General features: G+C 68.4%; 20 protein-coding genes. 12 read left to right on the forward strand and 8 right to left on the reverse strand.

From position 1 onward, the window contains the following. Positions 1-52: 52 nt before the first annotated feature. Positions 53-583, reverse strand: a complete 531-nt coding sequence (locus tag ACE11G_RS07440; protein WP_006895415.1) for a 2'-5' RNA ligase family protein — start codon at positions 581-583, stop codon at positions 53-55. Between the two features lie 216 nt (positions 584-799). Here ACE11G_RS07440 and rpsA point away from each other — a divergent pair, with 216 nt between their 5' ends. Further along, positions 800-2,269: a 30S ribosomal protein S1 gene (gene rpsA, locus ACE11G_RS07445; protein WP_006895416.1), complete on the forward strand. Its 1,470-nt coding sequence runs from the start codon at positions 800-802 to the stop codon at positions 2,267-2,269. A gap of 124 nt (positions 2,270-2,393) precedes the next feature. Continuing rightward, the gene (locus tag ACE11G_RS07450; RefSeq protein ID WP_375003990.1) at positions 2,394-3,068 is read left to right on the forward strand and encodes a DUF1361 domain-containing protein; all 675 of its coding nucleotides are present in this window, start codon (positions 2,394-2,396) and stop codon (positions 3,066-3,068) included. A 35-nt stretch (positions 3,069-3,103) separates the two neighbouring features. On the opposite strand, the gene ACE11G_RS07455 is transcribed toward ACE11G_RS07450, so the two are convergent. The 3 genes from ACE11G_RS07455 to ACE11G_RS07465 are packed head-to-tail and all read right to left on the reverse strand — an operon-like array spanning position 3,104 to position 8,369. Beyond that, the gene (locus ACE11G_RS07455) at positions 3,104-4,051 is read right to left on the reverse strand and encodes a LysR substrate-binding domain-containing protein (protein WP_006895418.1); all 948 of its coding nucleotides are present in this window, start codon (positions 4,049-4,051) and stop codon (positions 3,104-3,106) included. After that, the gene (locus ACE11G_RS07460; protein WP_006895419.1) at positions 4,048-7,443 is read right to left on the reverse strand and encodes a pyruvate carboxylase; all 3,396 of its coding nucleotides are present in this window, start codon (positions 7,441-7,443) and stop codon (positions 4,048-4,050) included. Before ACE11G_RS07460 ends, ACE11G_RS07455 begins: the two co-directional genes overlap by 4 nt. An 11-nt stretch (positions 7,444-7,454) precedes the next feature. Further along, positions 7,455-8,369 carry an alpha/beta hydrolase gene (locus ACE11G_RS07465; protein WP_231649987.1) on the reverse strand — a complete coding sequence of 305 codons (915 nt, stop codon included), beginning with the start codon at positions 8,367-8,369 and terminating at the stop codon, positions 7,455-7,457. A 168-nt stretch (positions 8,370-8,537) separates the two neighbouring features. Here ACE11G_RS07465 and ACE11G_RS07470 point away from each other — a divergent pair, with 168 nt between their 5' ends. The 6 genes from ACE11G_RS07470 to ACE11G_RS07495 all read left to right on the forward strand — a co-directional run bounded on the left by ACE11G_RS07470 (position 8,538) and on the right by ACE11G_RS07495 (position 14,371). Further along, the gene (locus ACE11G_RS07470; protein ID WP_006895421.1) at positions 8,538-10,013 is read left to right on the forward strand and encodes a 2-hydroxymuconic semialdehyde dehydrogenase; all 1,476 of its coding nucleotides are present in this window, start codon (positions 8,538-8,540) and stop codon (positions 10,011-10,013) included. A 35-nt stretch (positions 10,014-10,048) separates the two neighbouring features. Then, positions 10,049-10,861 carry a 2-keto-4-pentenoate hydratase gene (locus tag ACE11G_RS07475; RefSeq protein WP_375003991.1) on the forward strand — a complete coding sequence of 271 codons (813 nt, stop codon included), beginning with the start codon at positions 10,049-10,051 and terminating at the stop codon, positions 10,859-10,861. Then, entirely contained in the window at positions 10,858-11,286 is a 429-nt protein-coding gene (locus ACE11G_RS07480) for a RidA family protein (protein ID WP_006895424.1), read from the forward strand. Before ACE11G_RS07475 ends, ACE11G_RS07480 begins: the two co-directional genes overlap by 4 nt. Positions 11,287-11,319: 33 nt before the next feature. Beyond that, complete coding sequence (locus ACE11G_RS07485) at positions 11,320-11,841, forward strand: 3-hydroxyanthranilate 3,4-dioxygenase (protein WP_006895426.1); 522 nt, start codon at positions 11,320-11,322, stop codon at positions 11,839-11,841. 1 nt (position 11,842) lies between these two features. After that, entirely contained in the window at positions 11,843-12,835 is a 993-nt protein-coding gene (locus ACE11G_RS07490; protein ID WP_006895427.1) for an amidohydrolase family protein, read from the forward strand. A 201-nt stretch (positions 12,836-13,036) separates the two neighbouring features. Beyond that, complete coding sequence (locus ACE11G_RS07495) at positions 13,037-14,371, forward strand: MFS transporter (RefSeq protein WP_006895429.1); 1,335 nt, start codon at positions 13,037-13,039, stop codon at positions 14,369-14,371. Between the two features lie 60 nt (positions 14,372-14,431). On the opposite strand, the gene ACE11G_RS07500 is transcribed toward ACE11G_RS07495, so the two are convergent. Next, positions 14,432-15,238, reverse strand: a complete 807-nt coding sequence (locus ACE11G_RS07500) for an IclR family transcriptional regulator (RefSeq protein ID WP_045536798.1) — start codon at positions 15,236-15,238, stop codon at positions 14,432-14,434. Positions 15,239-15,310: 72 nt separating this feature from the next. Between ACE11G_RS07500 and ACE11G_RS07505 the strand changes: the two genes are divergently transcribed. Genes ACE11G_RS07505 through dmpG form a run of 3 tightly spaced genes read left to right on the forward strand, consistent with a single transcriptional unit; the run spans position 15,311 to position 18,130 of the window. Then, positions 15,311-16,150: a 2-keto-4-pentenoate hydratase gene (locus tag ACE11G_RS07505; protein ID WP_375003992.1), complete on the forward strand. Its 840-nt coding sequence runs from the start codon at positions 15,311-15,313 to the stop codon at positions 16,148-16,150. Further along, on the forward strand, positions 16,143-17,108 hold the full coding sequence (locus ACE11G_RS07510) for an acetaldehyde dehydrogenase (acetylating) (protein WP_006895433.1): 966 nt from the start codon (positions 16,143-16,145) through the stop codon (positions 17,106-17,108). The genes ACE11G_RS07505 and ACE11G_RS07510 overlap by 8 nt, the downstream gene beginning before the upstream one ends. After that, complete coding sequence (dmpG, locus tag ACE11G_RS07515) at positions 17,105-18,130, forward strand: 4-hydroxy-2-oxovalerate aldolase (RefSeq protein WP_006895434.1); 1,026 nt, start codon at positions 17,105-17,107, stop codon at positions 18,128-18,130. The genes ACE11G_RS07510 and dmpG overlap by 4 nt, the downstream gene beginning before the upstream one ends. A gap of 139 nt (positions 18,131-18,269) precedes the next feature. Here dmpG and coaE read toward each other — a convergent pair whose 3' ends face one another. Continuing rightward, on the reverse strand, positions 18,270-19,217 hold the full coding sequence (coaE, locus tag ACE11G_RS07520) for a dephospho-CoA kinase (protein WP_197462943.1): 948 nt from the start codon (positions 19,215-19,217) through the stop codon (positions 18,270-18,272). A 62-nt stretch (positions 19,218-19,279) separates the two neighbouring features. On the opposite strand from coaE, the gene ACE11G_RS07525 reads away from it, so the two are divergent. After that, complete coding sequence (locus ACE11G_RS07525; protein ID WP_062367748.1) at positions 19,280-20,794, forward strand: PQQ-binding-like beta-propeller repeat protein; 1,515 nt, start codon at positions 19,280-19,282, stop codon at positions 20,792-20,794. 53 nt (positions 20,795-20,847) lie between these two features. Here ACE11G_RS07525 and ACE11G_RS07530 read toward each other — a convergent pair whose 3' ends face one another. Together ACE11G_RS07530 and ACE11G_RS07535 are read right to left on the reverse strand one after the other, a co-directional pair. Then, entirely contained in the window at positions 20,848-21,393 is a 546-nt protein-coding gene (locus ACE11G_RS07530; RefSeq protein WP_006895437.1) for an SWIM zinc finger family protein, read from the reverse strand. Beyond that, positions 21,390-23,081 carry a DEAD/DEAH box helicase gene (locus ACE11G_RS07535; RefSeq protein ID WP_006895438.1) on the reverse strand — a complete coding sequence of 564 codons (1,692 nt, stop codon included), beginning with the start codon at positions 23,079-23,081 and terminating at the stop codon, positions 21,390-21,392. The genes ACE11G_RS07530 and ACE11G_RS07535 overlap by 4 nt, the downstream gene beginning before the upstream one ends. Positions 23,082-23,181 lie beyond the last annotated feature (100 nt).

The raw sequence follows: 23,181 nt of genomic DNA on the forward strand, positions 1-23,181 counted from the left end.
TCCGAGCCTAGTGACCGCATGCCGGTCACTGAACGCGGAGCACACGTCGACCTCAGCAGCCTCGGCCGGGAATCACCACGTCGACCTTCGCGTCGCCGTCCCACCTGCGGATGGCCGACGCCCGTCCTACGACGGTCGGCCACGACAGCAGTTGCAGCGCGGCCGCGAGCTCGTCGGCAGTCAGTCGCAGCCCGAGCGTCACGTGCGGCGTCCACTGTCCGGGCAGGCTGTGCTGCGCGAGCTCGGTGACCCGTTCGCGGGTGAGCCGGACGATCGTCGCATGGACGGTGAGCAGTTCCGACGACGGCACCACCGCGCGGGCCAGTGTGTACTTGCGGCCGGCGGCGAACACGACCGCGCCGCCGACTCGGAACTCGAAGGGCAGTCGCTGGGCCGTGGAGGCCAGGGCGGAATCGGCGGCGGGCGAGATCGCAGTGCCGGCGAGCAGGGTGCAGTGCGGCCGATTGGTCCGGGCCCGCACCCGGCCCGCGCTCGGCAATCCGGCGGCTTCGAGCGCGTCCCACTGCGCACGAACGGCGGCCTCGGTCTCGGGATCGGGCAGGATCTCGATCGAATGTGCCATCCTCGGCTCCTTCTGTGCGTGCGTCCCGGAGACAGTATTTGTGCAGGTAGGCCCGCAGTAGTACGCTTGCACACGTGTATGCGCGAAGCATGCACTCTGCGCCGACCGGAACGTCACGTCGAGGCGGTGCGCACAATCGAAGGAAACCGGGCGCAGCCTGCGAAGACTGTCCCGTTTACCGTACCTACTAGATACCTGTCCGGAGCAACTCAACATATGTCGTCCCCCACGATTTCCTCGCCGCAAGTAGCCGTCAACGACATCGGCTCGGCCGAGGACTTCCTCGCCGCTGTCGACTCGACGATCAAGTACTTCAATGACGGCGACATCGTCGAAGGCACCATTGTCAAGGTCGATCGCGACGAGGTCCTGCTCGACATCGGCTACAAGACCGAGGGCGTCATTCCCTCGCGCGAGCTGTCGATCAAGCACGACGTCGACCCCAACGAAGTCGTCACCGTCGGCGACGAGGTCGAGGCCCTCGTTCTCACCAAGGAGGACAAGGAAGGCCGCCTGATCCTGTCGAAGAAGCGTGCGCAGTACGAGCGCGCTTGGGGCACGATCGAGGAGCTCAAGGAGAAGGACGAGGCCGTCAAGGGCACCGTCATCGAGGTCGTCAAGGGCGGCCTGATCCTCGACATCGGCCTGCGCGGCTTCCTCCCGGCTTCGCTGGTGGAGATGCGTCGCGTCCGCGACCTGCAGCCGTACATCGGCAAGGAGGTCGAGGCCAAGATCATCGAGCTCGACAAGAACCGCAACAACGTCGTTCTGTCGCGCCGCGCTTGGCTGGAGCAGACCCAGTCGGAGGTCCGCAGCGAGTTCCTCAACCAGCTGCAGAAGGGCCAGGTCCGCAAGGGCGTCGTGTCCTCGATCGTCAACTTCGGTGCGTTCGTCGACCTCGGCGGCGTCGACGGTCTGGTTCACGTCTCCGAACTGTCGTGGAAGCACATCGATCACCCGTCCGAGGTCGTCACCGTCGGCGACGAGGTCACCGTCGAGGTCCTCGACGTCGACATGGACCGCGAGCGCGTGTCGCTGTCGCTGAAGGCCACCCAGGAAGACCCGTGGCGCCAGTTCGCCCGTACCCACGCGATCGGTCAGATCGTTCCGGGCAAGGTCACCAAGCTCGTGCCGTTCGGCGCCTTCGTGCGCGTCGAAGAGGGCATCGAGGGTCTGGTCCACATCTCCGAGCTGGCGGAGCGCCACGTCGAGGTTCCGGACCAGGTCGTCTCCGTCGGCGACGACGCGATGGTCAAGGTCATCGACATCGACCTGGATCGCCGCCGCATCTCGCTGTCGCTGAAGCAGGCCAACGAGGACTACACCGAGGAGTTCGACCCCTCGAAGTACGGTATGGCCGACAGCTACGACGACCAGGGGAACTACATCTTCCCCGAGGGCTTCGACGCCGAGACCAACGAGTGGCTCGAGGGCTACGACAAGCAGCGTGAGGAGTGGGAGGCCCGCTACGCGGAGGCCGAGCGCCGTCACAAGCTGCACACCGCTCAGATCGAGAAGTTCGCCGCGGCTGCCGCCGAGGCGGAGAACGCTCCGAGCGACTACTCGTCGTCGAGCTCGGCTTCGCAGTCGACCTCGTCGAGCAGCGGCCCGGCCCAGACCGGCGGATCGCTCGCCAGCGACGAGCAGCTCGCCGCACTGCGCGAGAAGCTGTCGGGCAACGCCTGATTCACGCGCGGTCGGTCGGAGTGACTGACTGAACAACACCCCGGAACCTCGGTTCCGGGGTGTTGTCGTCTGTCCGGACGAGTCGGGGCGAGCTCGGGCTCGGCCGCTCGCGTACCGTGTGGCCATGCGAGAAGAGCCGACTTCGGACACGATGTCTTTCACCTGGCGCCGGCTCGCCCTGATCGGCGCCCTGGCCGCGACGACGGCGTTGACGATCGTCGTCGGTGTGACCGATCCCCATGCGCCGCTGGTGTATCCGACCCGTTTCCTGATCTGGAACCTATTCCTCGCCTGGCTTCCGCTGCTGATCGCGTGCGCCTTCGTCATCGTGCAAAACAAGCTTGCGCTGATTCCGCTCGGACTCGCGTGGCTGGCCTTCCTGCCCAACGCGCCCTACCTGATCACCGACCTCGTGCATCTGGGCGAAGGCTACGAACTCTGGCGGCACATTCTCCAGTACGGATTCGCGGCATGGACCGGCGTGATGCTCGGCGTGGTCTCGATGCGGCTGGTGCACCGACGCATCGAAGCGGACTGGGGACGGGCCGCGGGCTGGGCCGCCGTCGCCGCATCGGTGATCCTCTGCGCCGTAGGAGTGGTCATCGGCCGATTCCAGCGCTGGAACTCCTGGGATCTCGTGACCCGGCCGGACGCCGTCGTCGCCCAGACGATGGGATGGGTGAGATCACCCTTCGCGCACGTGCAGTCGTCCGGCGTCGCCGTCGCGGTCGCTGTCTTCCTGGCCGCCGCATACCTGACGATGTGGGCCTACGAGTCGATCGGCGCCGCCGGCCACTGACGGCGGCGCCGCCGACCTGTCCGTCTCCTGCAGTCTCAACCGAGCCGTACTTCGGCGACCGTCCGCAGGTGCGCGACGAGAGCCTGGCCCGACGGGCTGAGCGGACGGTCGGCGGCGACGGTGAGTCCGACGCTGTGCCCGATGGATCCGAGGTCCACGTCGAGCGGGGTGAGGCGGGCGTCGCCGCGTCCGATGAGGCTGGGCAGCACAGCGAGCGTCTCCGTATGGTGCAGCAGCTCCCGTACCGTGAGGAAGCTCGTCGCTTCCACACGGTTCTCCGGCAACGCGGTTCCGCTGCGGGCGAACACCGCTTCGAGTTCCCCGCGCAGGGCGGTCTCGACGCCGGGGAGTACCCACGGGTAACCGCGGGTGTCGGCGAGAGAGAAGGGTCCGGCCCCCGCGAGGGGGTGGGTGGAGCCGGCGAAGACCTCCACCGACTCCTCGTACAACGGGAGACGCGTGATGGTCGATGTGCTCGGCGATGTCAGACGACCGACGATCATGTCGATGCGACCCGCCTCGAGCTCGGCGAGCAGCGCTTCCGGCGAGCCCTCTCGTACCACGACGGTGAGTCGCGGATGCTTCGCTTTCAACTGCACAATCGCCTGCGGCAGAAGCACATTCGATCCCGCGAGATGCGTCCCGACGATCACGGTTCCGCGATCGGCGTCCGCCAGCTCCACCACATGGCGACCCGCCTGGTTCAGTTGTGCGAGGATCGCCCGCGCGTGCTCGGTGAACGCCGCCCCGAAGATCGTGGGCGTGATTCCCCGCGGGCCGCGCTCATACAGCTCCACTCCCACGATCGCCTCGATGTCGCGCAGGCTTCGCGTGGCGACCGGCTGAGTGACGTGGAGTTCCGCGGCTGCGCCGATCACGCTGCCCTGCCGCGACAGCGCGTCGATCAAGACCAGGTGCCGGATCTTCAGCCGGCCGTCGAGCAGTTTCGGCAGATCGATCGACGGCCGGTCCGCCGCACTCATACCCCGGAGGTGATCGTGATCAGCAGGTCGCCGTTCTCCACCTGCGCCACCCCCGGCACCGCGATCCTGCCGACCACGCCGCCCACCGGCGTGGTGATCGCCGCCTCCATCTTCATCGCCTCGATATGGGCGATCGTGTCGCCCGCGGCCACCTCGTCGCCTTCGGACACCTCCAGGGTGACCACGCCGGCGAACGGGGCGGGCACCTGACCGGGAACCGACGGATCGGCCTTCTCGGCCCGCGGCCGTGCGTCTTCGATCGAGCGGTCGCGCACCTGGACCGGCCGCAGCTGGCCGTTGATCCAGCACATCACCGTGCGCATCCCGCGTTCGTCGGCTTCGGAGATCGACTCGAGGCCGAGAAGGAGCGTGACACCGGGTCCGAGTTCCACGACGTGTTCGGTGCCGGGAACCAGACCGTAGAAGAACTCGCGGGTGCCGATCACCGAGGTGTCGCCGAAGGTCTCGCGGTGCTCGATGAATTCCCTGGACGGACCGGGGAACAGCAGCCGTGACAGTGTGGTCCGGCGCGTCTGCGAGTCGGCTGCGAGCCCGGCGCGGTCGTCGTCGGTCAGTTCGGCGAGCGGCGGTGCCACGGCCGGCGTGTTGCCGAGCGCCCGGGTGCGGAGCGGTTCGGGCCAACCCGCGGCCGGAGTGCCCAGCTCGCCGCGGAAGAACCCGGTGACCGACTCGGGGAGGTCGACCACCGTCGGATCGGCGGCGAACTGTTCGGCACTGACGCCCGAACCGACGAGAGCGAGGGCGAGGTCGCCGACGACCTTCGACGACGGCGTCACCTTGATGAGGCGGCCGAAGGCCCGGTCGACACCGGCGTAGGCGCGTTCGATCTCCTCGAACCGGTCCGCGAGCCCCAGAGCGGTGGCCTGCGCACGCAGATTCGACAGCTGACCGCCCGGGATCTCATGGGTGTACACACGGCCGGTCGGAGCGGGGATGCCGGCCTCGAACGGGTGGTAGAGCCCGCGCATCGACTCCCAGTAGGGCTCGAGCTCGCAGACCGCGTCGAGGTCGATGCCGGTGTCGCGGTCGGTGTGGGCGGTCGCCGCGACCACCGCCGACATCGACGGTTGGCTGGTACCGCCCGACATCGGGGCCGCGGCCACATCGACCGCGTCCGCGCCGGCGTTCCACGCCGCGAGGTACGTCGCCAGCTGGCCGCCCGCGGTGTCGTGCGTGTGGACGTGAACGGGAAGGTCGAAACGCGACCGGAGGGCCGTCACGAGCGTGGTGGCGGCCGGGGCGCGCAGCAGCCCGGCCATGTCCTTGACGGCGATGATGTGCGCGCCGGCGTCGACGACGCGCTCGGCCAGCCGGAGATAGTAGTCGAGAGTGTAGAGATCCTCCGCCGGGTCCGTCAGGTCACCGGTGTAACAGAGGGCCACCTCCGCGACCGCAGTGCCGGTCGCGCGCACGGCGTCGATCGCCGGACGCATCTGGTCGACGTCGTTCAGCGCGTCGAAGATGCGGAAGATGTCGACGCCGGTGGCGGCGGCCTCGGCCACGAAGGCATCGGTCACCTCGGTGGGATAAGGGGTGTAGCCGACGGTGTTGCGTCCCCGCAACAGCATCTGCAGGCAGATGTTCGGCACCGCCTCGCGCAGTCGTGCCAGGCGGTCCCACGGATCCTCGTGCAGGAAACGCAGGGCGACGTCGTAGGTCGCACCGCCCCAGGCCTCGATCGACAGCAGTTCCGGGATACTCGAGGAGACGTGGCCGGCGACCGCGGTCAGGTCCTTGGTGCGGACGCGTGTGGCGAGCAGCGACTGGTGCGCGTCGCGGAAGGTGGTGTCGGTGATCGCCAGCGCCTTCTGCGCACGGAGATCGGCGGCGAAGCGTTCGGGGCCGAGGGTGGCGAGCCGCTGGCGGGAGCCCTCCGGCACGGATCGCTCGGATGCCGGCCGCGGCAGCTTGGAGGCCGGGTCCACGCCCGCCGGAGCCTTGCCGTTGGGGGAGTTGACCGTGATGTCGGCCAGGTAGTTCAGCATGCGTGTGCCGCGGTCGGCCGGAGCGTTGCCGTGCAGCAGCTCCGGATGCGCGGCGATGAAGCCGGTGTCGACGGCGCCGGACTGGAACGTCGGATCGTCGAGCACTGCGCGGAGGAACGGGATGTTCGTCGTCACCCCTCGGATCCGGAACTCCATCAGCGCGCGGCGGGCGCGGGCGAGCGCGATGTCGCGAGTGGACCCGCGGCAGGTGAGCTTGACCAGCATGGAGTCGAAGTAGGCGCCGACCTCCGCGCCGACCGTGGTCCCGCCGTCCAGGCGGACGCCGGCGCCGCCGGGCGACCGGTACGCCGTGATGCGTCCGGTGTCGGGCCGGAATTCGTTCGCGGGGTCCTCGGTGGTGATCCGGTACTGCATGGCGGCACCGTGCAGCGCGATCGTGTCCTGCGACAGTCCGAGACCGGCGAGGGTGGCTCCGGCGGCGAGCTGCAACTGGGTCTGGACGAGATCGACGTCGGTCACCTCTTCGGTGACGGTGTGCTCCACCTGGATGCGGGGATTCATCTCGATGAACACGTAGTCGCCGCTGGTGTCCAGGAGGAACTCGACCGTCCCGGCACAGGTGTAGCCGATGTGGCGTGCGTAGCGCACGGCGTCGGCGCACATGCGCTCGCGCAGGTCCGCGGGCAGGTCCGGAGCGGGTGCCTGCTCGATGACCTTCTGATGGCGACGCTGGACGGAGCAGTCGCGCTCATAGAGATGGACGACATCGCCGGTGGCGTCGCCGAGGACCTGGACCTCGATGTGCCGCGGCCCGCTCACCGCCTGCTCGATGTACACCGCACCGTCGCCGAACGCCGACTCCGCTTCGCGGGAGGCCTCTTCGAGCGCCGCGCGCAGGAGCGCGGGATCGTCGACGAGGCGCATGCCGCGACCACCGCCGCCCGAGACGGCCTTGACGAAGACCGGGAAGGTCATCGACTCGCCGGCGTCCAGTAGCGTCTGCACATCGGTGGAGGGTTCGGTCGACGCCAGGACCGGGAGCCCGGCGGCGCGGGCTTCGGCGATCGCTCGAGACTTGTTGCCCGTCAGCTGAAGGACTTCGGCAGTCGGACCCACGAAGGTGATCCCGGCCGCGGCGCACGCCCGTGCGAGTTCGGGGTTCTCGGAGAGGAATCCGTATCCGGGGTAGACGGCGTCGGCACCGGATTCCTTCGCGACACGGATGATCTCGTCCACATCGAGGTAGGCCCGAACGGGATGCCCGGGCTCGCCGATCCGGTACGCCTCGTCTGCCTTGAACCGGTGGGGAGAGTTCCGGTCCTCGTGCGGGTACACCGCGACGGTGGTGATGCCCAGCTCGACGGCCGCGCGGAGGGCGCGGATCGCGATCTCGCCTCGGTTGGCGACAAGGATCTTGCGGAACATGACGGGGGTCCTCATTTCGGGGTGTGGGTCGGTGCGGTCAGGGCGAAGAGACGATGCACGGCCGACGACAGTTCGGTGTCGCGATCGGCCAGGTCGACGAAGACGTCGAAGTGGTTCCGTCCGGGAACGGTCAGGAGCGGGCCGGCACTTCCGCGGGCCCAGTGCCGGTGGAAGTCCCGACTCTGCCGGCGGAAGCCGTCGGCCTCGTGCTCGGCCATGGCGATCACCGCCGGAGCGGGATCGTCGGGCAGCGGTGCGAGGGCCGGGCTGAGGTCGGCAGCGGACTGCTCGGTCAGGAAGAGCCACTCGTTCGCCTCGGCGTGGATCAGCGGCCGCAGATCATAGAGTCCGCTGATCAGCAGGCCGGCGTGCACTGCGCGATCGGGCAGCCCGAGGTCAGCCTGCCAACCGCCGATCATGGTGGTCGCGGCGAGGTGAGCACCCGCCGAACTGCCGCAGACCACGATCCTGTTGCGATCGAGGCCGTGCGCGGGTCCGTCGCGATGCACCCATGCGACGGCCGCCCTGACTTGACGGACCATTTCGGGCAGGGAGGTCGCCGGAGCCAGTCCGTAGTCGACAGCGACAGTGGCGATACCGTGGTCGGCCAGCGTGCGCGCCATGAACGCGGTGTCCAGGCGTGACAGCGAGCGCCAGTATCCGCCGTGGATCACCAGGAATACCGGACGGGGAGCGTCGGCGATCCCCCACACGTCGAGCACCTCGTCGCTGTGCTCGTCGTAGGCGACGCCGCGGGCGCCGGGCAGATCCCGGACTGCGCGCTCGGACCGCGTTCGGTAATCGTCCATCACCCTGGCGAAGGTTTCCGGGGACACGGTTCCGCGGGCGCTGTATGCGGCGGCGATCTCGGGGTCGAACAACGGGGCTCCTTCGAACGGCAACGAATCGTCTTCAGGGTCTGGCACGCAACTCATACCCGTCTAATACCGAACACGTACCCGACTATGCCATTTTTGCTATGACGACCGGCACTCCGGTCGGCGGTTGTGACCATCTCCGTTATGACTATTTCGGTATGTGAGTGATTCCGCTAGGTATTTGAACCACATGGCGATGCGGATCACAGTGGATTCATGACCGCACCCCACCCCGAATGGATTCGCAACTACGTCGACGGCGCATTCCTCGACCCCGATCCGGCGTCGGCGTTCGACGCGGTCGACCCCGCCACCGGCACCGCGTACGCCAGGGTTCACGAGGCCGGAGCCGAGATCGTCGACCGTGCCGTCGGTTCGGCGCGACGTGCGCTGGCCGCCGGCTGGGCCGACCGGCCGGTCGCAGATCGGGCCCGGATCCTCCGTCGTGCCGCCGACCTGATCGAACAGCGCTTCGACGACTTCGTCGCCGCAGAGCTCGCCGACACCGGCAAGCCGGTGACACAGGCGCGTGCCCTCGACGTCGCCCGCGCTCCGATGAACTTCCGCGCGTACGCCGACCTGGTGTCGAGCGCCGGCGAGCAGTCGTACCTGACCGACACCGCCGACGGTCGCCGAGCCCTGAACTACACGGTCCGCAAACCGCTCGGCGTGATCGCGATCATCGTCCCCTGGAACCTCCCGCTCCTGCTCCTCACCTGGAAAGTCGCACCGGCGCTCGCCTGCGGGAACGCGGTGGTGGTGAAGCCGAGCGAGGACACTCCCGCCACCGCCTCGCTGCTGGCCGAAGTGCTCGCGGAAGCCGGTCTGCCGCGCGGTGTGTACAACGTGGTCCACGGTTTCGGCGCCGATTCGGCCGGGGCGTTCCTGACCGAGCATCCCGGAATCGACGGTGTCACCTTCACCGGATCGTCGGCCACCGGCAGTCACGTCATGCGGACGGTGGCGCCGCGGGTGCGGCCGGTCTCGCTGGAGCTCGGCGGCAAGAACGCGGCGATCGTCTTCGATGACGCGGACGTCGACGAGGCGGTCAAGGGACTGAGCCGGTCGATCTTCACCAACACCGGCCAGGTGTGTCTGTGCACCGAGCGCGTATACGTTCAGCGGCGGATCTTCGACGAGGTGGTCGCCGGCCTGGCGACCGAGGCCGCCTCGCTGCGGCTGGGAGATCCGTTCGACGAGGCGACGACGACCGGCCCGCTCATCTCAGAGAAGCACCGGAGGAAGGTCCTGAGCTACTTCGACCTCGCCCGCGCGGAAGGCGCCGATGTGGTGTGCGGGGGCCGGGTCCCGGACGTGGGAGAGCACCTCGACGGGGGTTCGTGGATCGCGCCGACGCTGTGGACGGGCGTCGACAACAGCAGTCGCGTGATGCGCGAGGAGATCTTCGGCCCGGTGGCCGGTCTGGTCCCGTTCGACACCGAGGAGGAGGCGATCGCACTCGCCAACGACACCGAGTACGGGCTCGCGTCGGTTGTCTGGACCGACGATCTGCGTCGCGGTCACCGCGTCGCCGCGCGGATGAACGTCGGGCTCTCGTGGGTCAACACCTGGTACCTGCGTGATCTGCGAGCCCCGTTCGGCGGCGTCGGGCTCTCCGGCATCGGCCGCGAGGGCGGAGAATCCTCGCTGCACTTCTACACCGAACCGACCAACGTCTGCCTGCAACTGTGACCACCACACCTCCGTCCGAAGCGAAAGGACCGCATATGCACACCACCGACGACGAGGCGGCCGCGCTGGCCGGCCGTCTCGACCACGCCCAGACCGGATGTCGAGAGACCCCGAGCATCGAACGTGATCCCGCGATCGGTATCGCCTTCGACGTCGACCTCGCATATCGGGTGCAGGAAGAACTGATCGGGCTGCGAACGGCGCGCGGCGAGAGCGTGGTCGGAGTGAAACTCGGGTTCACCAGCAAGGCCAAGATGGCGCAGATGGGCGTCTCCGACGTCATCGTGGGCCGGCTCACCGACGCGATGACCGTCGCGAACGGCGGCACGGTGGACCTCGGGAAGTTCATCCACCCGAAGGCGGAGCCGGAGGTGGCGTATCTGCTCTCGCGCGATGTGCGCCTCGACGACCCGAACGAGGACATCCTCGACGCGGTCTCGGCGATCGCTCCGGCGGTGGAGGTCATCGACTCGCGTTATCTGGACTTCGCCTTCACCTACGCCGACGTGGTGGCCGACAACACCTCGGCGGCCGGATATGCGATCGGGGAGTGGTCGCCGCTGTGCGACGCGGCGGACCTCGACGTGACCCTGCGCGTCGGCGCCGACTCGGTGCACGGTTCCACCGCCGCGATCCTCGGCGATCCGGCTCAGGCCCTGCTCGCGCTCCTCGACATGTGCCGGCGGCGGCGCATTCCGCTCGAGGCCGGCCACGTGATACTCGCCGGCGCGGCGACCGCCGCGCTGCCGCTCACCGCCTCCACGCCCGACGGCACGGACGTGCAGTGCACCGTCGAAGGACTCGGAACGGTCTCCTTCACGGCAGTCGGAGAGGCGGCCCGCCGATGAGCGCCGCCGGCGCCGAGGCGCTCGTCGTCAGCGGAAAAGCCACCCCTCGAGGACGATTCCCGCACGTGAAGACGGTCGGCGATCTGATCTTCGTCTCCGGCACCAGCTCGCGCCGTCCGGACAACACGTTCGTCGGCGTCGAGGTCGACGAGATGGGCACCGCCTCCCTCGACATCGAGGCGCAGACGCGAGCGGTGATCGAGAACATCCGCGACATCCTCGCCGAGGTCGGCGCCGGACTCGACGACCTCTGTCAGGTCACGGCCTACCTCGTGTCGATGAACGATTTCGGCGCCTACAACCGCGTCTACGGCGAGTACTTCGACGAGAACGGTCCCACGCGGACCACCGTCGCGGTGCACCAGCTCCCGCATCCGCACCTGCTCATCGAGATCCAGGCGATCGCACATCGCCGGCGGCCGTGACTCGGCCACCCACTCACAACCCCAGGAGTTCCCATGACGACCATTCCGCCCGTCATCGATTTCCAGCGCTGGATCGACGACAACCGCCATCTGCTCAAGCCGCCGGTGAACAACCAGATGATGGCGCTCGGAGACGACTTCATCATTCAGGTGGTCGGCGGCCCCAACGAGCGCTACGACTACCACTACGAGCCGTACGAGGAGTGGTTCTACCAGCTCCGCGGCGACATCCACGTCAACCTGATGACCGAGGACGGGCCGCGACGGGTCGATGTCCGGGAAGGGGAGACGTGGCTGATGCCTGCGAACATTCCGCATTCGCCGCAGCGGCCCGACCCCGATTCGATCGGTCTGGTGATCGAGCGGGTCCGCAAGGAGGGCACGCTGGAGAAGTTCCAGTGGTATTGCCTGGAATGCCACACCAAGCTGCACGAGGTGGAGTTGCAGGTGCGCGACCTCGTCGAGGACATGCCTCCGGTCTTCGACTCCTTCGGTTCCGATGAGCAGGCCAGGACCTGCCGTGAATGCGGCGCCCTCCATCCGGGGAAGGGCTGAAGTGAGCGACATCATCGACGTCCACACCCACTATGTGCCGAAGGGATGGCCCGACCTGCGCGACGTCGCCGGTCCCGAAGCGCCGTGGCTGCGTGTGGAGTCCGAACGCGAGGCGATGATGATGACCGGCGACGTCGAGTTCCGCCGGATCCAGTCCGACGCGTGGGATCCGGAGGTGCGCCTGCGCGATATGGACGCGGACGGGGTGGCGACCCAGGTGGTCTCGCCGACGCCGGTGTTCTTCAATTACGCGAGGACCGGTGAACAGGCCGCGCGGATCTCCGCGGTGTTCAACGATCTCGCACTCGAGATCGTCGACGCGGCCGGCGAACGGATGATCCCGTTCTGTCAGGTGCCGCTGCAGGATCCCGATCTCGCATGCGAGGAACTCGACCGGTGCCTCGCCAACGGGCACCGCGGCGTCGAGATCGGCAACCACGTCGGCGATCGTGATCTGGACGACGAAGGCGTCGTCACCTTTCTGCAGCACTGCGCCGACCGCGACGTCCCCGTCTTCGTTCACCCCTGGGACATGGCGGGATCGCCGCGACTGGACCGCTGGATGGCGCGATGGCTGGTGGGGATGCCCGCCGAGTCGCATCTGTCGATTCTGGCGATGATCCTCGGCGGCACCTTCGACCGAGTGGACGAGCGGCTCAAGATCGCCTTCGCGCACGGCGGCGGCTCGTTCGCCTTCTGGCTCGGTCGGATGGAGAACGCCTGGCATCGGCGCCACGATGTCATCGGCACCTCCGAATATCCACCGTCGCACTATCTCGGACGGTTCTACGTCGATTCGGTGGTCTTCGACGAACGCGCGTTGCGGCTGCTGGTCGACACGATCGGGCGCGACCGGGTGCTGGTGGGCAGCGACTACCCCTATCCGCTCGGAGAGCGGCCGGTCGGCGAAGTGGTGCGAAAGAGCGAATTCCTGGATTCGACCACCCGATCGCTGATCACACACGGGAACGCCGAGCGTTTCCTGGGACTCTGAGTCTCCCCGCACCGGAGCCGGGCGGTGTCCGGCCGCCAGGTGGTGCGCCGACGGCCCGCTCCATCCCTATGCCCGCCGGGGCATCGGTACCGCGGGGAAAGGCATTTCTCACGCGCCGCCGTATGCCGTCTTCTGAATGTGACCCCGATTACTGATCGTTCGTCGGCGTCGTCACCTCACACCCATGAAAGGCCGATATCGATGTTCACCCGATCCTCCGACAAGGCACTGAGCGATCAGCAGGCGCGACGCCGGGTCGCCTCGGCGATGCTCGTCGGCACCACTCTCGAGTGGTACGACTTCTTCCTCTACGGCACAGCTGCCGCATTGATCTTCAACAAACAGTTCTTCCCGTCGTTGAGTCCCGCCGCAGGCACGCTCGCGGCCTTCAGCACGTTCGCCGTCGGCTTCGTCGCGCGTCCGCTCGGTGGCCTCGTCTTCGGTCACTTCGGCGACCGGGTCGGACGGCGGAACACGCTCATCGTCTCGCTCCTGATGATGGGTGCGGCCTCGACGCTGATCGGCGTGGTGCCCAACTACGGGTCCATCGGAGTGTGGGCGCCGGTACTGCTGGTGCTGCTTCGCGTGGTCCAGGGACTCGGTCTCGGCGGCGAGGGTGCCGGCGCCACGCTGATGTCGATGGAGCACGCGCCCGCAGGCAAGCGGAACCTCTACGCGGGTTTCCCGCAGATGGGCACTCCCGCCGGACTGGTCCTGGCGAACGTCGTCTTCCTGACCACCAATGCGGTGATGCCGTCCGGAGCCTTCGACGCGTGGGGCTGGCGGATCCCGTTCCTGCTCAGCGCGGTGCTTGTGGTGATCGGTCTGGTGATCCGCCTGCACGTCGAGGAGTCGCCCTCGTTCAGCCGGGTCGTCAGTCACCGGGCCGTCGAGCGGTTCCCGCTGCGAGAGGCGATGCGCGTGGGTGTCGGGCGGATGGCACTGACGCTCGGCGTGATGATCGCGAACTCGGCGGTGGCCTACGTGTTCATGGTCTTCACCCTCTCGTACGGCACCGAGCACCTCGATTACAGCCGTTCCTTCCTCATCGTCTGCGTCTCGGTCGCGGCCGTGATCTGGTTCGCGACCATCCCGTTCTGGACTCGGATCGCCGACCGCAGCGGCCGGCGCTCCATGTTCGTCGGAGGGTCGGTCGCGCTGCTGATCTGGTGTCTGGTCTTCCTGCCGATGCTCGGCACGGGCAGTGCGGTGATCACCGCCGCGGCGTTCCTCGGGATGGGCGTCATCGTGCCGATCACGCACAGCGTCCAGGGCGCGATCATCGCCGACACCTTCCCGGCCGCCGTCCGCTACTCGGGAACTTCGCTGATCCTGCAGGTCGGCGCGATTCTGGGCGGGGGACTGGCACCGATCATCTCTTCGGCGCTGGTCGGGGAGTCCGGTGGCGCCGCCGGCGTCACCGCGTATCTCGCCGTTGTCTGCCTGCTCAGCCTGGTGTGCGCGGTGGTTCTGTTCGCTCGGGTGCCGGAGCCGGAACCCGCTGCGGCGGCCGCCGCCGAAGGTGCGACCGTGTGACGACTCGCGACACTCCGGCGACGAGGCGGGGCGGCCGATTCGATCGGCCGCCCCGCCTCGTCAACGCAGCGTGCGTCGACGGTCGAGGGTGGACGCGATCCCGGTCGCTGCGGCGCGGACCGCGTCGGTGTGCGCCTCGGGCCGGTACCGCGTGAGCGGGCCGGTCACGCTGACCGCGGCCACCACGGTGTTGTTCGCGACGTCCAGGATCGGCGCCGCAACGCACGCAATTCCGGGAGCCGACTCCTCGTACTCGAAGGCCGCTCCGGATTCGCGGATGGCATCGAGTTGGCGCGCCAGGATGCCCGGCGCGACGATCGTTCGCGGGGTGCGGCGGGGGAGCGGTCCGGCGAGGACGCTCTGCTGCAGAGCGGGATCCGAGTGCGCCAAGAGTGCCTTGCCGATCCCCGTGCAGTGCAACGGCATCCGGCCGCCTGTGCGCGAGGGCGCGCTGGCCTGACGGTGACCGCCGATCTTCGCCACGTAGACCACCTCGTGGCCGTCGAGGACACCCAGGTGCACGGTCTCCCGGGTTCGCCCGTAGAGGTCCTGGAGGAAGGGCATCGCGATCTCCAGCAGACTGCGTTCCACCGACGCGAGCATCCCGAGTTCGAACAGGCCGCCGGACAGTCGGTACCCGTCGTCGGTCCGGTCGAGGAGCCGGACCCCGACGAGTTCACCGGCCAGCCGATGCACCGTCGCCTTGTGCAGACCGGTGCGGCGCACCAGTTCGGCGAGGCTCAGTTCGTTGTCGTCGACAGTGAAGGCCCGGAGGATGGTCACCACTTTGCCGACGACGGTGGCGCGGTCCACGGCGTGCTCGCCGTCGCCCGGATCCGACGGTTTCGAGGGCGTCGTTCTGGCCATGCGGACGACACTACCGCCTCCGTCTCGCTCAGCGAGACGACGCTCTTCTCTTCGGGCGGCACAGCGGTGAGCATGGTCACCATGACCGAGACCACCGAACGCGAGCCGGCGCAGAATCCGGTCGCCGAAGACCAGGCCGCGCAGCGGCTGCTCACCGCCCTCCAGACCAGACAGGCGTGCACTCCGGTGCGCGACCTGATCGGACCCACGGATCTGGCCGCGGCCTACCGCGTCCAGGAACGGCTGACCGCGGGCCGGGTGTCCGGCGGTGCGACGATCGTCGGCCGCAAGATCGGCCTCACCTCTGCGGCCGTTCAAGACCAGATGGGCGTCGACCAGCCCGACTTCGGCGTCCTCTTCGACGACATGGCGTACGGCGACGGCGAGGTGGTTCCGATCGACCGGCTGCTGCAGCCCAAGGCCGAGGCGGAGGTCGCTTTCGTCTTGAAGAAGGATCTCGCCGACGGTCCGCTCGACATCGAACAGATCCGCGATGCGATCGACTACGGCGTCGCCGCACTGGAGGTCTGCGACAGCCGCATCGACGGCTGGGACATCGCATTCGCCGACACGGTCGCCGACAACGCCTCCTCGGGGGTCTACGTCCTCGGCACCGACCGCAGGACGCTCGACGAGTTCCGTCCCGTCGACGTCGGCATGTCGATGCTCGTCAACGGCGAGGAGGTCTCGACCGGTGAGGGCGCGGCCTGCCTCGGAGACCCGCTCAACGCCGTCGCCTGGTTGGCCCGGGCCGCCCGCGACTTCGGCGAACCCCTGCGCGCGGGTCAGGTGATCCTGTCCGGAGCGCTCGGCCCCATGCGCCCGATTCAACCCGGAGACGAGGTGACCGTCGTGATCGACGGCCTCGGATCGGTGAAAGCCCGTTTCAGTGAAGGGAACTCCCATGAGTAAGACGTCAGGCGGCAAGACGAAGGTCGCCATCATCGGCTCCGGCAACATCGGGACCGATCTGATGATCAAGGTGCTGCGGACCGCCAAGCACCTCGAGATGGGTGCGATGGTCGGCATCGATCCCGACTCCGACGGCCTGGCCCGCGCCCAGCGCCTCGGCGTGCCCACCACGCACGAAGGCGTCGAGGGTCTCGTCGCGATGCCGAACTTCGACGAGATCGAGATCGTCTTCGACGCCACCTCGGCCAAAGCCCACGAGCACAATGCGTCGATCCTGCAGCCGCTGGGCAAGCGGTTGATCGACCTGACGCCGGCGGCCATCGGACCGTACGTGGTGCCGGCGGTGAACATCGGCGACCATCTCGATGCGCAGAACGTCAACATGGTGACCTGCGGCGGGCAGGCGACCATCCCGATCGTCGCCGCGGTGTCCCGCGTGGCGCCGGTCGCCTACGCCGAGATCGTCGCGTCCATCGCGTCCAAGTCGGCCGGACCCGGCACCCGCGCCAACATCGACGAGTTCACCGAGACCACGTCGGCGGCCATCGAGCAGGTCGGCGGGGCCCGCAACGGCAAGGCCATCATCATCCTGAACCCGGCCGAGCCGCCGCTGATCATGCGCGACACCGTGTATGCGCTGGTCGATGCGCCGGACCTGGACACTCAGGAGCGGATCCGCAATTCTGTCGAGAAGATGGTCGCGGACGTCTCCGCATACGTCCCGGGGTACCGACTGAAGCAGAAGGTGCAGATCAACCCGATCGCCGAGGGGTCGCCGGTTCAGACGCTGATGACCCAGGAGCCGGAGTCGGCTCCCACCCACCAGGTGTCGGTCTTCCTCGAAGTCGAGGGTGCCGCGCACTATCTGCCGGCCTATGCCGGGAACCTCGACATCATGACGTCCGCGGGCCTGCAGTACGCGGAGCGGATCGCAGCGCTGAAGGAGTCCAACGCATGAGCACCCCCATCTTCGTCCAGGACGTCACGCTGCGTGACGGCATGCATGCCATCCGCCATCAGATCAGCACCGACGACGTCAAGCGCATCGTCTCTGCGCTCGACGAGGCCGGCGTCGACGCCATCGAGGTGGCGCACGGCGACGGTCTGGCGGGCGGCTCGGTGAACTACGGGCCCGGTTCCAACACCGACTGGGAGTGGATCGAGGCCGCGGCGAGTGTTCTGAAGAACGCACGGCTCACCACTCTGCTGCTGCCGGGCGTGGGCACTGTCGAGGAACTGAAGCACGCATGGGATCTCGGCGTCCGGTCGGTCCGCATCGCGACGCACTGCACCGAGGCCGACGTCTCCGCACAGCACATCGCCGCGGCGCGGGAGATCGGCATGGACGTCTCGGGCTTCCTGATGCTCTCGCACATGTCGACCCCCGAGAAGCTGGCGGAGCAGGCCAAGCTGATGGAGAGCTACGGCGCGCACTGCGTGTACATCACCGATTCGGGCGGACGCCTGACGATGAACGACGTGGTCGCGCGAGTGAAGGCCTACCGGGCCGTGCTGAATCCGGAGACCGAGATCGGCATCCACGCTCACGAGAACCTCTCGCTGTCGGTCGCCAACTCGGTGGTCGCGGTCGAGAACGGCGTCTACCGCGTCGACGCCTCGCTGGCCGGCCACGGTGCCGGAGCGGGCAACTGCCCGATCGAGCCCTTCGTCGCCGTCGCGAATCTGTCGGGCTTCGAGCACCGCTGCGACCTGAACAAGCTGGAGGACGCGGCCGACGACATCGTCCGGCCACTGCAGGACCGCCCGGTCCGCGTCGACCGCGAGACGCTGACGCTCGGTTACGCCGGCGTGTACTCGTCGTTCCTGCGTCACGCCGAGGCCGCGGCCAAACGGTACGACCTCGACGTGCGCGACATCCTCACCGTGTGCGGTGAACGGCGTCTGGTCGGTGGCCAGGAGGACATGATCGTCGACATCGCCCTCACTCTGGTGGCGGAGCGCGACGGCGAGGTCGCCTAGCATCTCGCTCAATTCGACGAAGCCCGCGCGGTCACCGACTGCGCGGGCTTCGTCGTGCCGAGCGGATACCGGCCCCTGTCTGGCGTCGTCGGCGCTGATTCGACGGGCGATCGGAGTCTGACGTCCGCCACGCGAACCGCTACGCCGACGGCGCTACCGGACACACGTGCACGCGGACCGGACGCGCCGGATCGGCGCTGGCGTGCAGGCGTTCGTCCTCGGACGACGACAGCCGCGGGAACCCGCCGTCGGCGAGTGCGTCCGCGAGCGAATCCGCGGATCCGAGGTCGGCGACCGTCACCCGGATATCGATCACCGGTGGCGCCGACTGCCCGACGACGGCGGTCGGGCCGACGTGCTCGACCGCCGTCGCTCCGGCCCCGACCAGCGCCCATACGCGGTTCACGACGCGGCGTCCCAATACGGCCCACCAAGGGTCGTACTCCTGTGGCCGTGTCGGCAGCTCGGCACAGACGCGGCCGGCAACGTTGTCGCGCAACGGAATCAATCGCTCGTTCCAGACGCGCAGAGCCTGAGCCGCGAGCTCGTCCGGGGTCCCCGAGTTATCGAGCCAGATGTCGGCGACGTCTCGACGCTGGTCGTCCGTCGCCTGCGCCGCGATTCGGGACCGCGCGTCTTCGGGATCCATGCCGCGCAGGTTCACCAGGCGGTCCAGCCGGACGTCCGCATCCGCGTGCACCACGGCGACCACGTGATAGAACGGCGCCATGTTCCCTTCGACGAGGAGCGGGACGTCGTGAAGGATGATCGCGTCGGCGGGCGCCGCGTCGGTGAGCTCCTGGGTCCGCGCGCCGATCAATGGATGCGTGATCGAGTTCAGGAGCTTGCGACTGTCGTCGTCGACGAATGCACGCGCCGCGAGGGCCGGACGGTCGAGAGCGCCGTCGGCGTCGAGGATCTCCGGTCCGAAGGCGTCGACGAGCTGAGCCAGACCCGGCGTGCCGGGCTCCACCACCTCGCGGGCGATGCGGTCGGCGTCGACGTGATACGCGCCGTGTTCGATGAAGGTCTTGGCAACCGTCGATTTGCCGGCGCCGATGCCGCCGGTGAGTCCCACTCTGATCACGAGTCCCAGTGTGTCAGACCATCGGTCACCGCAACGTACGGCGTGATGGTTGAATCGGCGATATGCCGCCACTGTCGCATCGGAGTGTTCTGCCCGTCGTCGTAGTTCTCCTGATGATCGTCGAGGTGGTCGTGGTCGGCGTCGTGTTGTGGCCGCGCGGAGACGACGATCTCGAGTACGGGCCGGGACCGATTGCGCTGCAGTCCATGCCGTCGGCGCCGGGTGAACGGTGGAAGCTGACTGCGGAAGACGTCCTGGGAGCTGACGAACCCGCCGATGAACGTGCGTCGATCTCGATCAAGGCGCAGTCGGATGATGTGGTGGTGGTCGTCGGCGCTGCCGAGCCGCACGCGCGTACGACGACGTTGGCGGCGGTCGACGTGCAGTCGGGGAAGGTGCTGTGGAGTCGACGCGAGGCGGGTCACTGGGCCGACTGCGCCGTCGGAGACGGCCCGACGCTGGCATGTACGAAGAACGTCCGATTGAGCGGCGACGTCGTGGCTCGCGTCTCCTTCTTCGACCTGGCCTCGGGTGCCGAGCGCGTCGTGCAGACCGTCCGCGTCCACGGGACGCCCAGCATCGTGTCGGTCGATGACGGATTCGTCGTTGCGGTGCCCAGGGATTCAGGCGTCGGACTCCGCGAGGAGGGCCCGGTCCCCGACAGGGGTGCTGCCACCGTGGACCGGAGACCGTTGATCACGCGATTCGAGCCGACGGGGCAGCGTTCGTGGTCGGTCAACGGGTCGACCGGAGAGCGCACCGTGCGGTCGGTGATCGGCTCCAGGGTGATCGTGATGGAGTCCGACGACGGTGCCGTCTCCTTCTACCGGGCCGACACCGGCACCCTGGTCCACCGTGAACCGACGTCGATGGCCCCGAGCTGTGGCGCGCCGGACGAGGTCACCGGAATGATGGTGTGCACGTCGATCGTCGGGCAGCCGTCGAGACCGAACTACTTGCTCTATGAAGGTGGATTCGCGGTCGACCCGGCGGGCGGGAGTCCGGTGACCGTGACGTACGACGAGACCGGGCGGCGGACCGGTCGATTAATCGGGTGGCGGCTGGCCGAGGGCGCAGATTTTCCGCGCGAGCGACCGCTCGTCGACCCCGAGTCGATCCCCGTCGTCTCCGGGCGCAAGGTCGGCGTCGTCACCGCTGACACTGGCGCGCTGCGCTGGACCCGAGCGGTCACAGGCGACGGCATCGCAAAGGTCCGCGCCCTCGACGAACGACACGTGGCGGTCGGAACGAGCGAGTTCGGGCCCGGCGATGCGTACTCGGAGACCTGGCGGCTCATCGATGCCGCCACCGGCGAGTCCGGTGGAACCGTCACGTCGAACTTCGGGGCATGGCTGTTCGGGTTCGACGGTCGGCGACTGCTGTTCGCCGGCGACCCGGCTGAGCACCAGCGGCCCAATGCTCCACGACTGACGGCGTTCGACGGCGAGAACGGAAGCAGGCGGTGGACCATCGACCCGGCAGACCGGGATGCCGGTTGGCAGCAAGTCGGGCGCGTTCTCTACTCGGTCGGCTCGACCGGCTACGGACCCGGCTGGATCGCCCGCTACGCCTCCTGACCGGTGTCGCGCAATCGTGAACCGATCCGCCACGCGACCGGCGGGGCCGCGCCTCACCCGTAGAACGTCGCCGGATCCAGTGCGGACAGCGGCGTCCACGGGCCGATGCGGTCGTCCGCAGGCACCTCGCCGTCGAGAGCGTCGCCGAAGCCTCGCAGCGACAACGCCAGCCGGGGATCCTCGTCGACCAGGCGAATCGTCTCGTAGAGCAGCGCGAGGACGTGCACGCAGCGCGGTGACCGCGCGCGACACGAGCAGTCGACCACTGCGAGTTCCGGCGGTCGCGGGCCGAGTGCGGCGTGGACCTCGTCGGTCAACGCGGATGGGCCGGGTGTGGCACCGACCAGGTCAGCGACCGCACGCGCCGCGTCCCGTCCCATCGGAGCGAACTCGAGATACGCGACGGACGCCGCATCGCCTGCGACGACGGTGCCGCGGATCAGACGTCCCTCCACGTGCACGTCGTTCATCGCATTGCGCGCCATGCGCCTCGCTCTCGGCAGGGCGGGCTCCGGCCTGGTGACGTGGGTCGGCTCCGCGATCCGGAGGAAGTCCCGGCCCCAGACGGTGAATCCGAACTCTGTGCTACTGGTACTCATGCGGTCTCCTCTCGGTTCCGGCGCAGGACTTCGATCAGCCGTTCGTCGGAGAGCTCGGTGAGAACCGCGAGCGCGCCGGCGTCGGCGTCGAGGTCCAGCGCGGCCTTCTTCCGGTGCATCGTGGCGATGTGCTCCTCCAGCGTTCCGGCCGTGGTCAGCGTGGTGACGGTGACGATGCGATCCTGGCCGATCCGGTGCACCCGGTCGGTCGCCTGAGCTTCGACCGCGGGGTTCCACCATCGATCGAAGTGAACGACGTCGGCCGCGCGGGTGAGGGTGAGACCGGTGCCGGCGGCCTTGAGGCTCGCGACGAGAACGCCGCAACCCGCGCCCGACTGATACTCGTCGACGATCCGGTCGCGTTCAGTCCGCGTGAGCCCGCCGTGCAGGAAGGGAACCCGCGTTCCGAGGAGGTCGCCGAAATGAGCGGCGAGCAGTTCACCGGTCTGGCGGTACTGCGTGAACACGACGGTGGGCGAACCGTTCTCGACGTTGGTACCGACGATCTCCGCGGCGACGTCGAGCTTTCCCGAACGACCCTCCACACGACCGGTGACCGGTCCGGAAGCGATCAGACCCGGATGATTGCAGACCTGCTTGAGCCGGGTCAGGGCCGCCAGGATCGCGCCGCGTCGCGCCATCCCGGCTCCGAATCCCTCTGCCTCGGCGCGGTCGAGGATCGCGTCGTAGATCCTGCCCTGTTCCTCGGTGAGGTCGCACTGCACGTCCGTCTCGATCTTGGGTCCGAGGTTAGCGGCGACCTCGCTCTTGGTGCGTCGCAGAATGTGTCCCGAGATCGCATCGTGCAGACGGTGCTTGGCCGTGGCCGAGGCGTTCTGGATCGGCAGCGTGTAGCGGCGGCGGAAGAGCGCGCGGTTGCCGAAGGCGCTGGGCGCGACGAGGTTCAGCACCGACCAGAGTTCGTCGAGATTGTTCTCGATCGGCGTCCCGGTGAGCGCGATCCGTGCGTCGGCGGTGATCGCCCGCGCGGCGCGCGAGACCTGGGTCCGGCTGTTCTTGAGCGCCTGCGCTTCGTCGAATACGGCGGTGGCCCATCTCACTGCGGCGAGTGCGCCGGTGTGACGGCGAAGGGTGGGATACCCGGTCACGACAACGGTGCGGTCGCCGGGCGGTGGCAGTTCGCCACCGCGGAAGTCGGTGGCCTCCAGACCGGGAGTCCAGCGGCGTATCTCGCGAATCCAGTTCGTCACGAGGCCGGTGGGACACACCACCAGCGCCGGCCCGTGGCCGGCGCGGGCCAGGTGAGCGATGGTCTGCAACGTCTTGCCCAGCCCCATCTCGTCGGCGAGGATGCCGCCGCCCTCCGCGCATACCTCGGCGAGCCAGGTGACGCCCCGCAGCTGGTAGGCGCGCAGGTCCGCGGTGAGCAGGGGCCGGAGCGACTCGGCCGCGGCGAGGGTGTCGACGAAGACCGCACGAGCGTAGGCGGCCGAGGTCGCGGCGTCACCGGTCGCGTTCAGGACCGCGTGCGCGGCGGGAGGCAACTCGACGTCCGCGTCCGGGTCGGCAGCGATGCGCGACCAGGCCTGCGCCGACGGGGTCTGGCAGGCGGGCAGGTGGTCGGCGTCGACGATCCGGCAGGCGACGTTCGAGGGGACGAGGCCTGCCGTGGGCCCGTGCCCGGAGGGCAGCGGAATGCGAAGGGTATGCGTTCGCCCTGCGGACACCGAAGGCGCCCACAGGGCGAACGCATGCCGGTCGGTCAGATAGGTGGCGTGCAGGGGTACGTTCTGCCTGGTCAGAATGTCTCCTCCGAGAAACTGTGGG

This window comes from Gordonia sp. PS3, assembly GCF_041950545.1.
GTDB lineage: Bacteria > Actinomycetota > Actinomycetes > Mycobacteriales > Mycobacteriaceae > Gordonia > Gordonia sihwensis.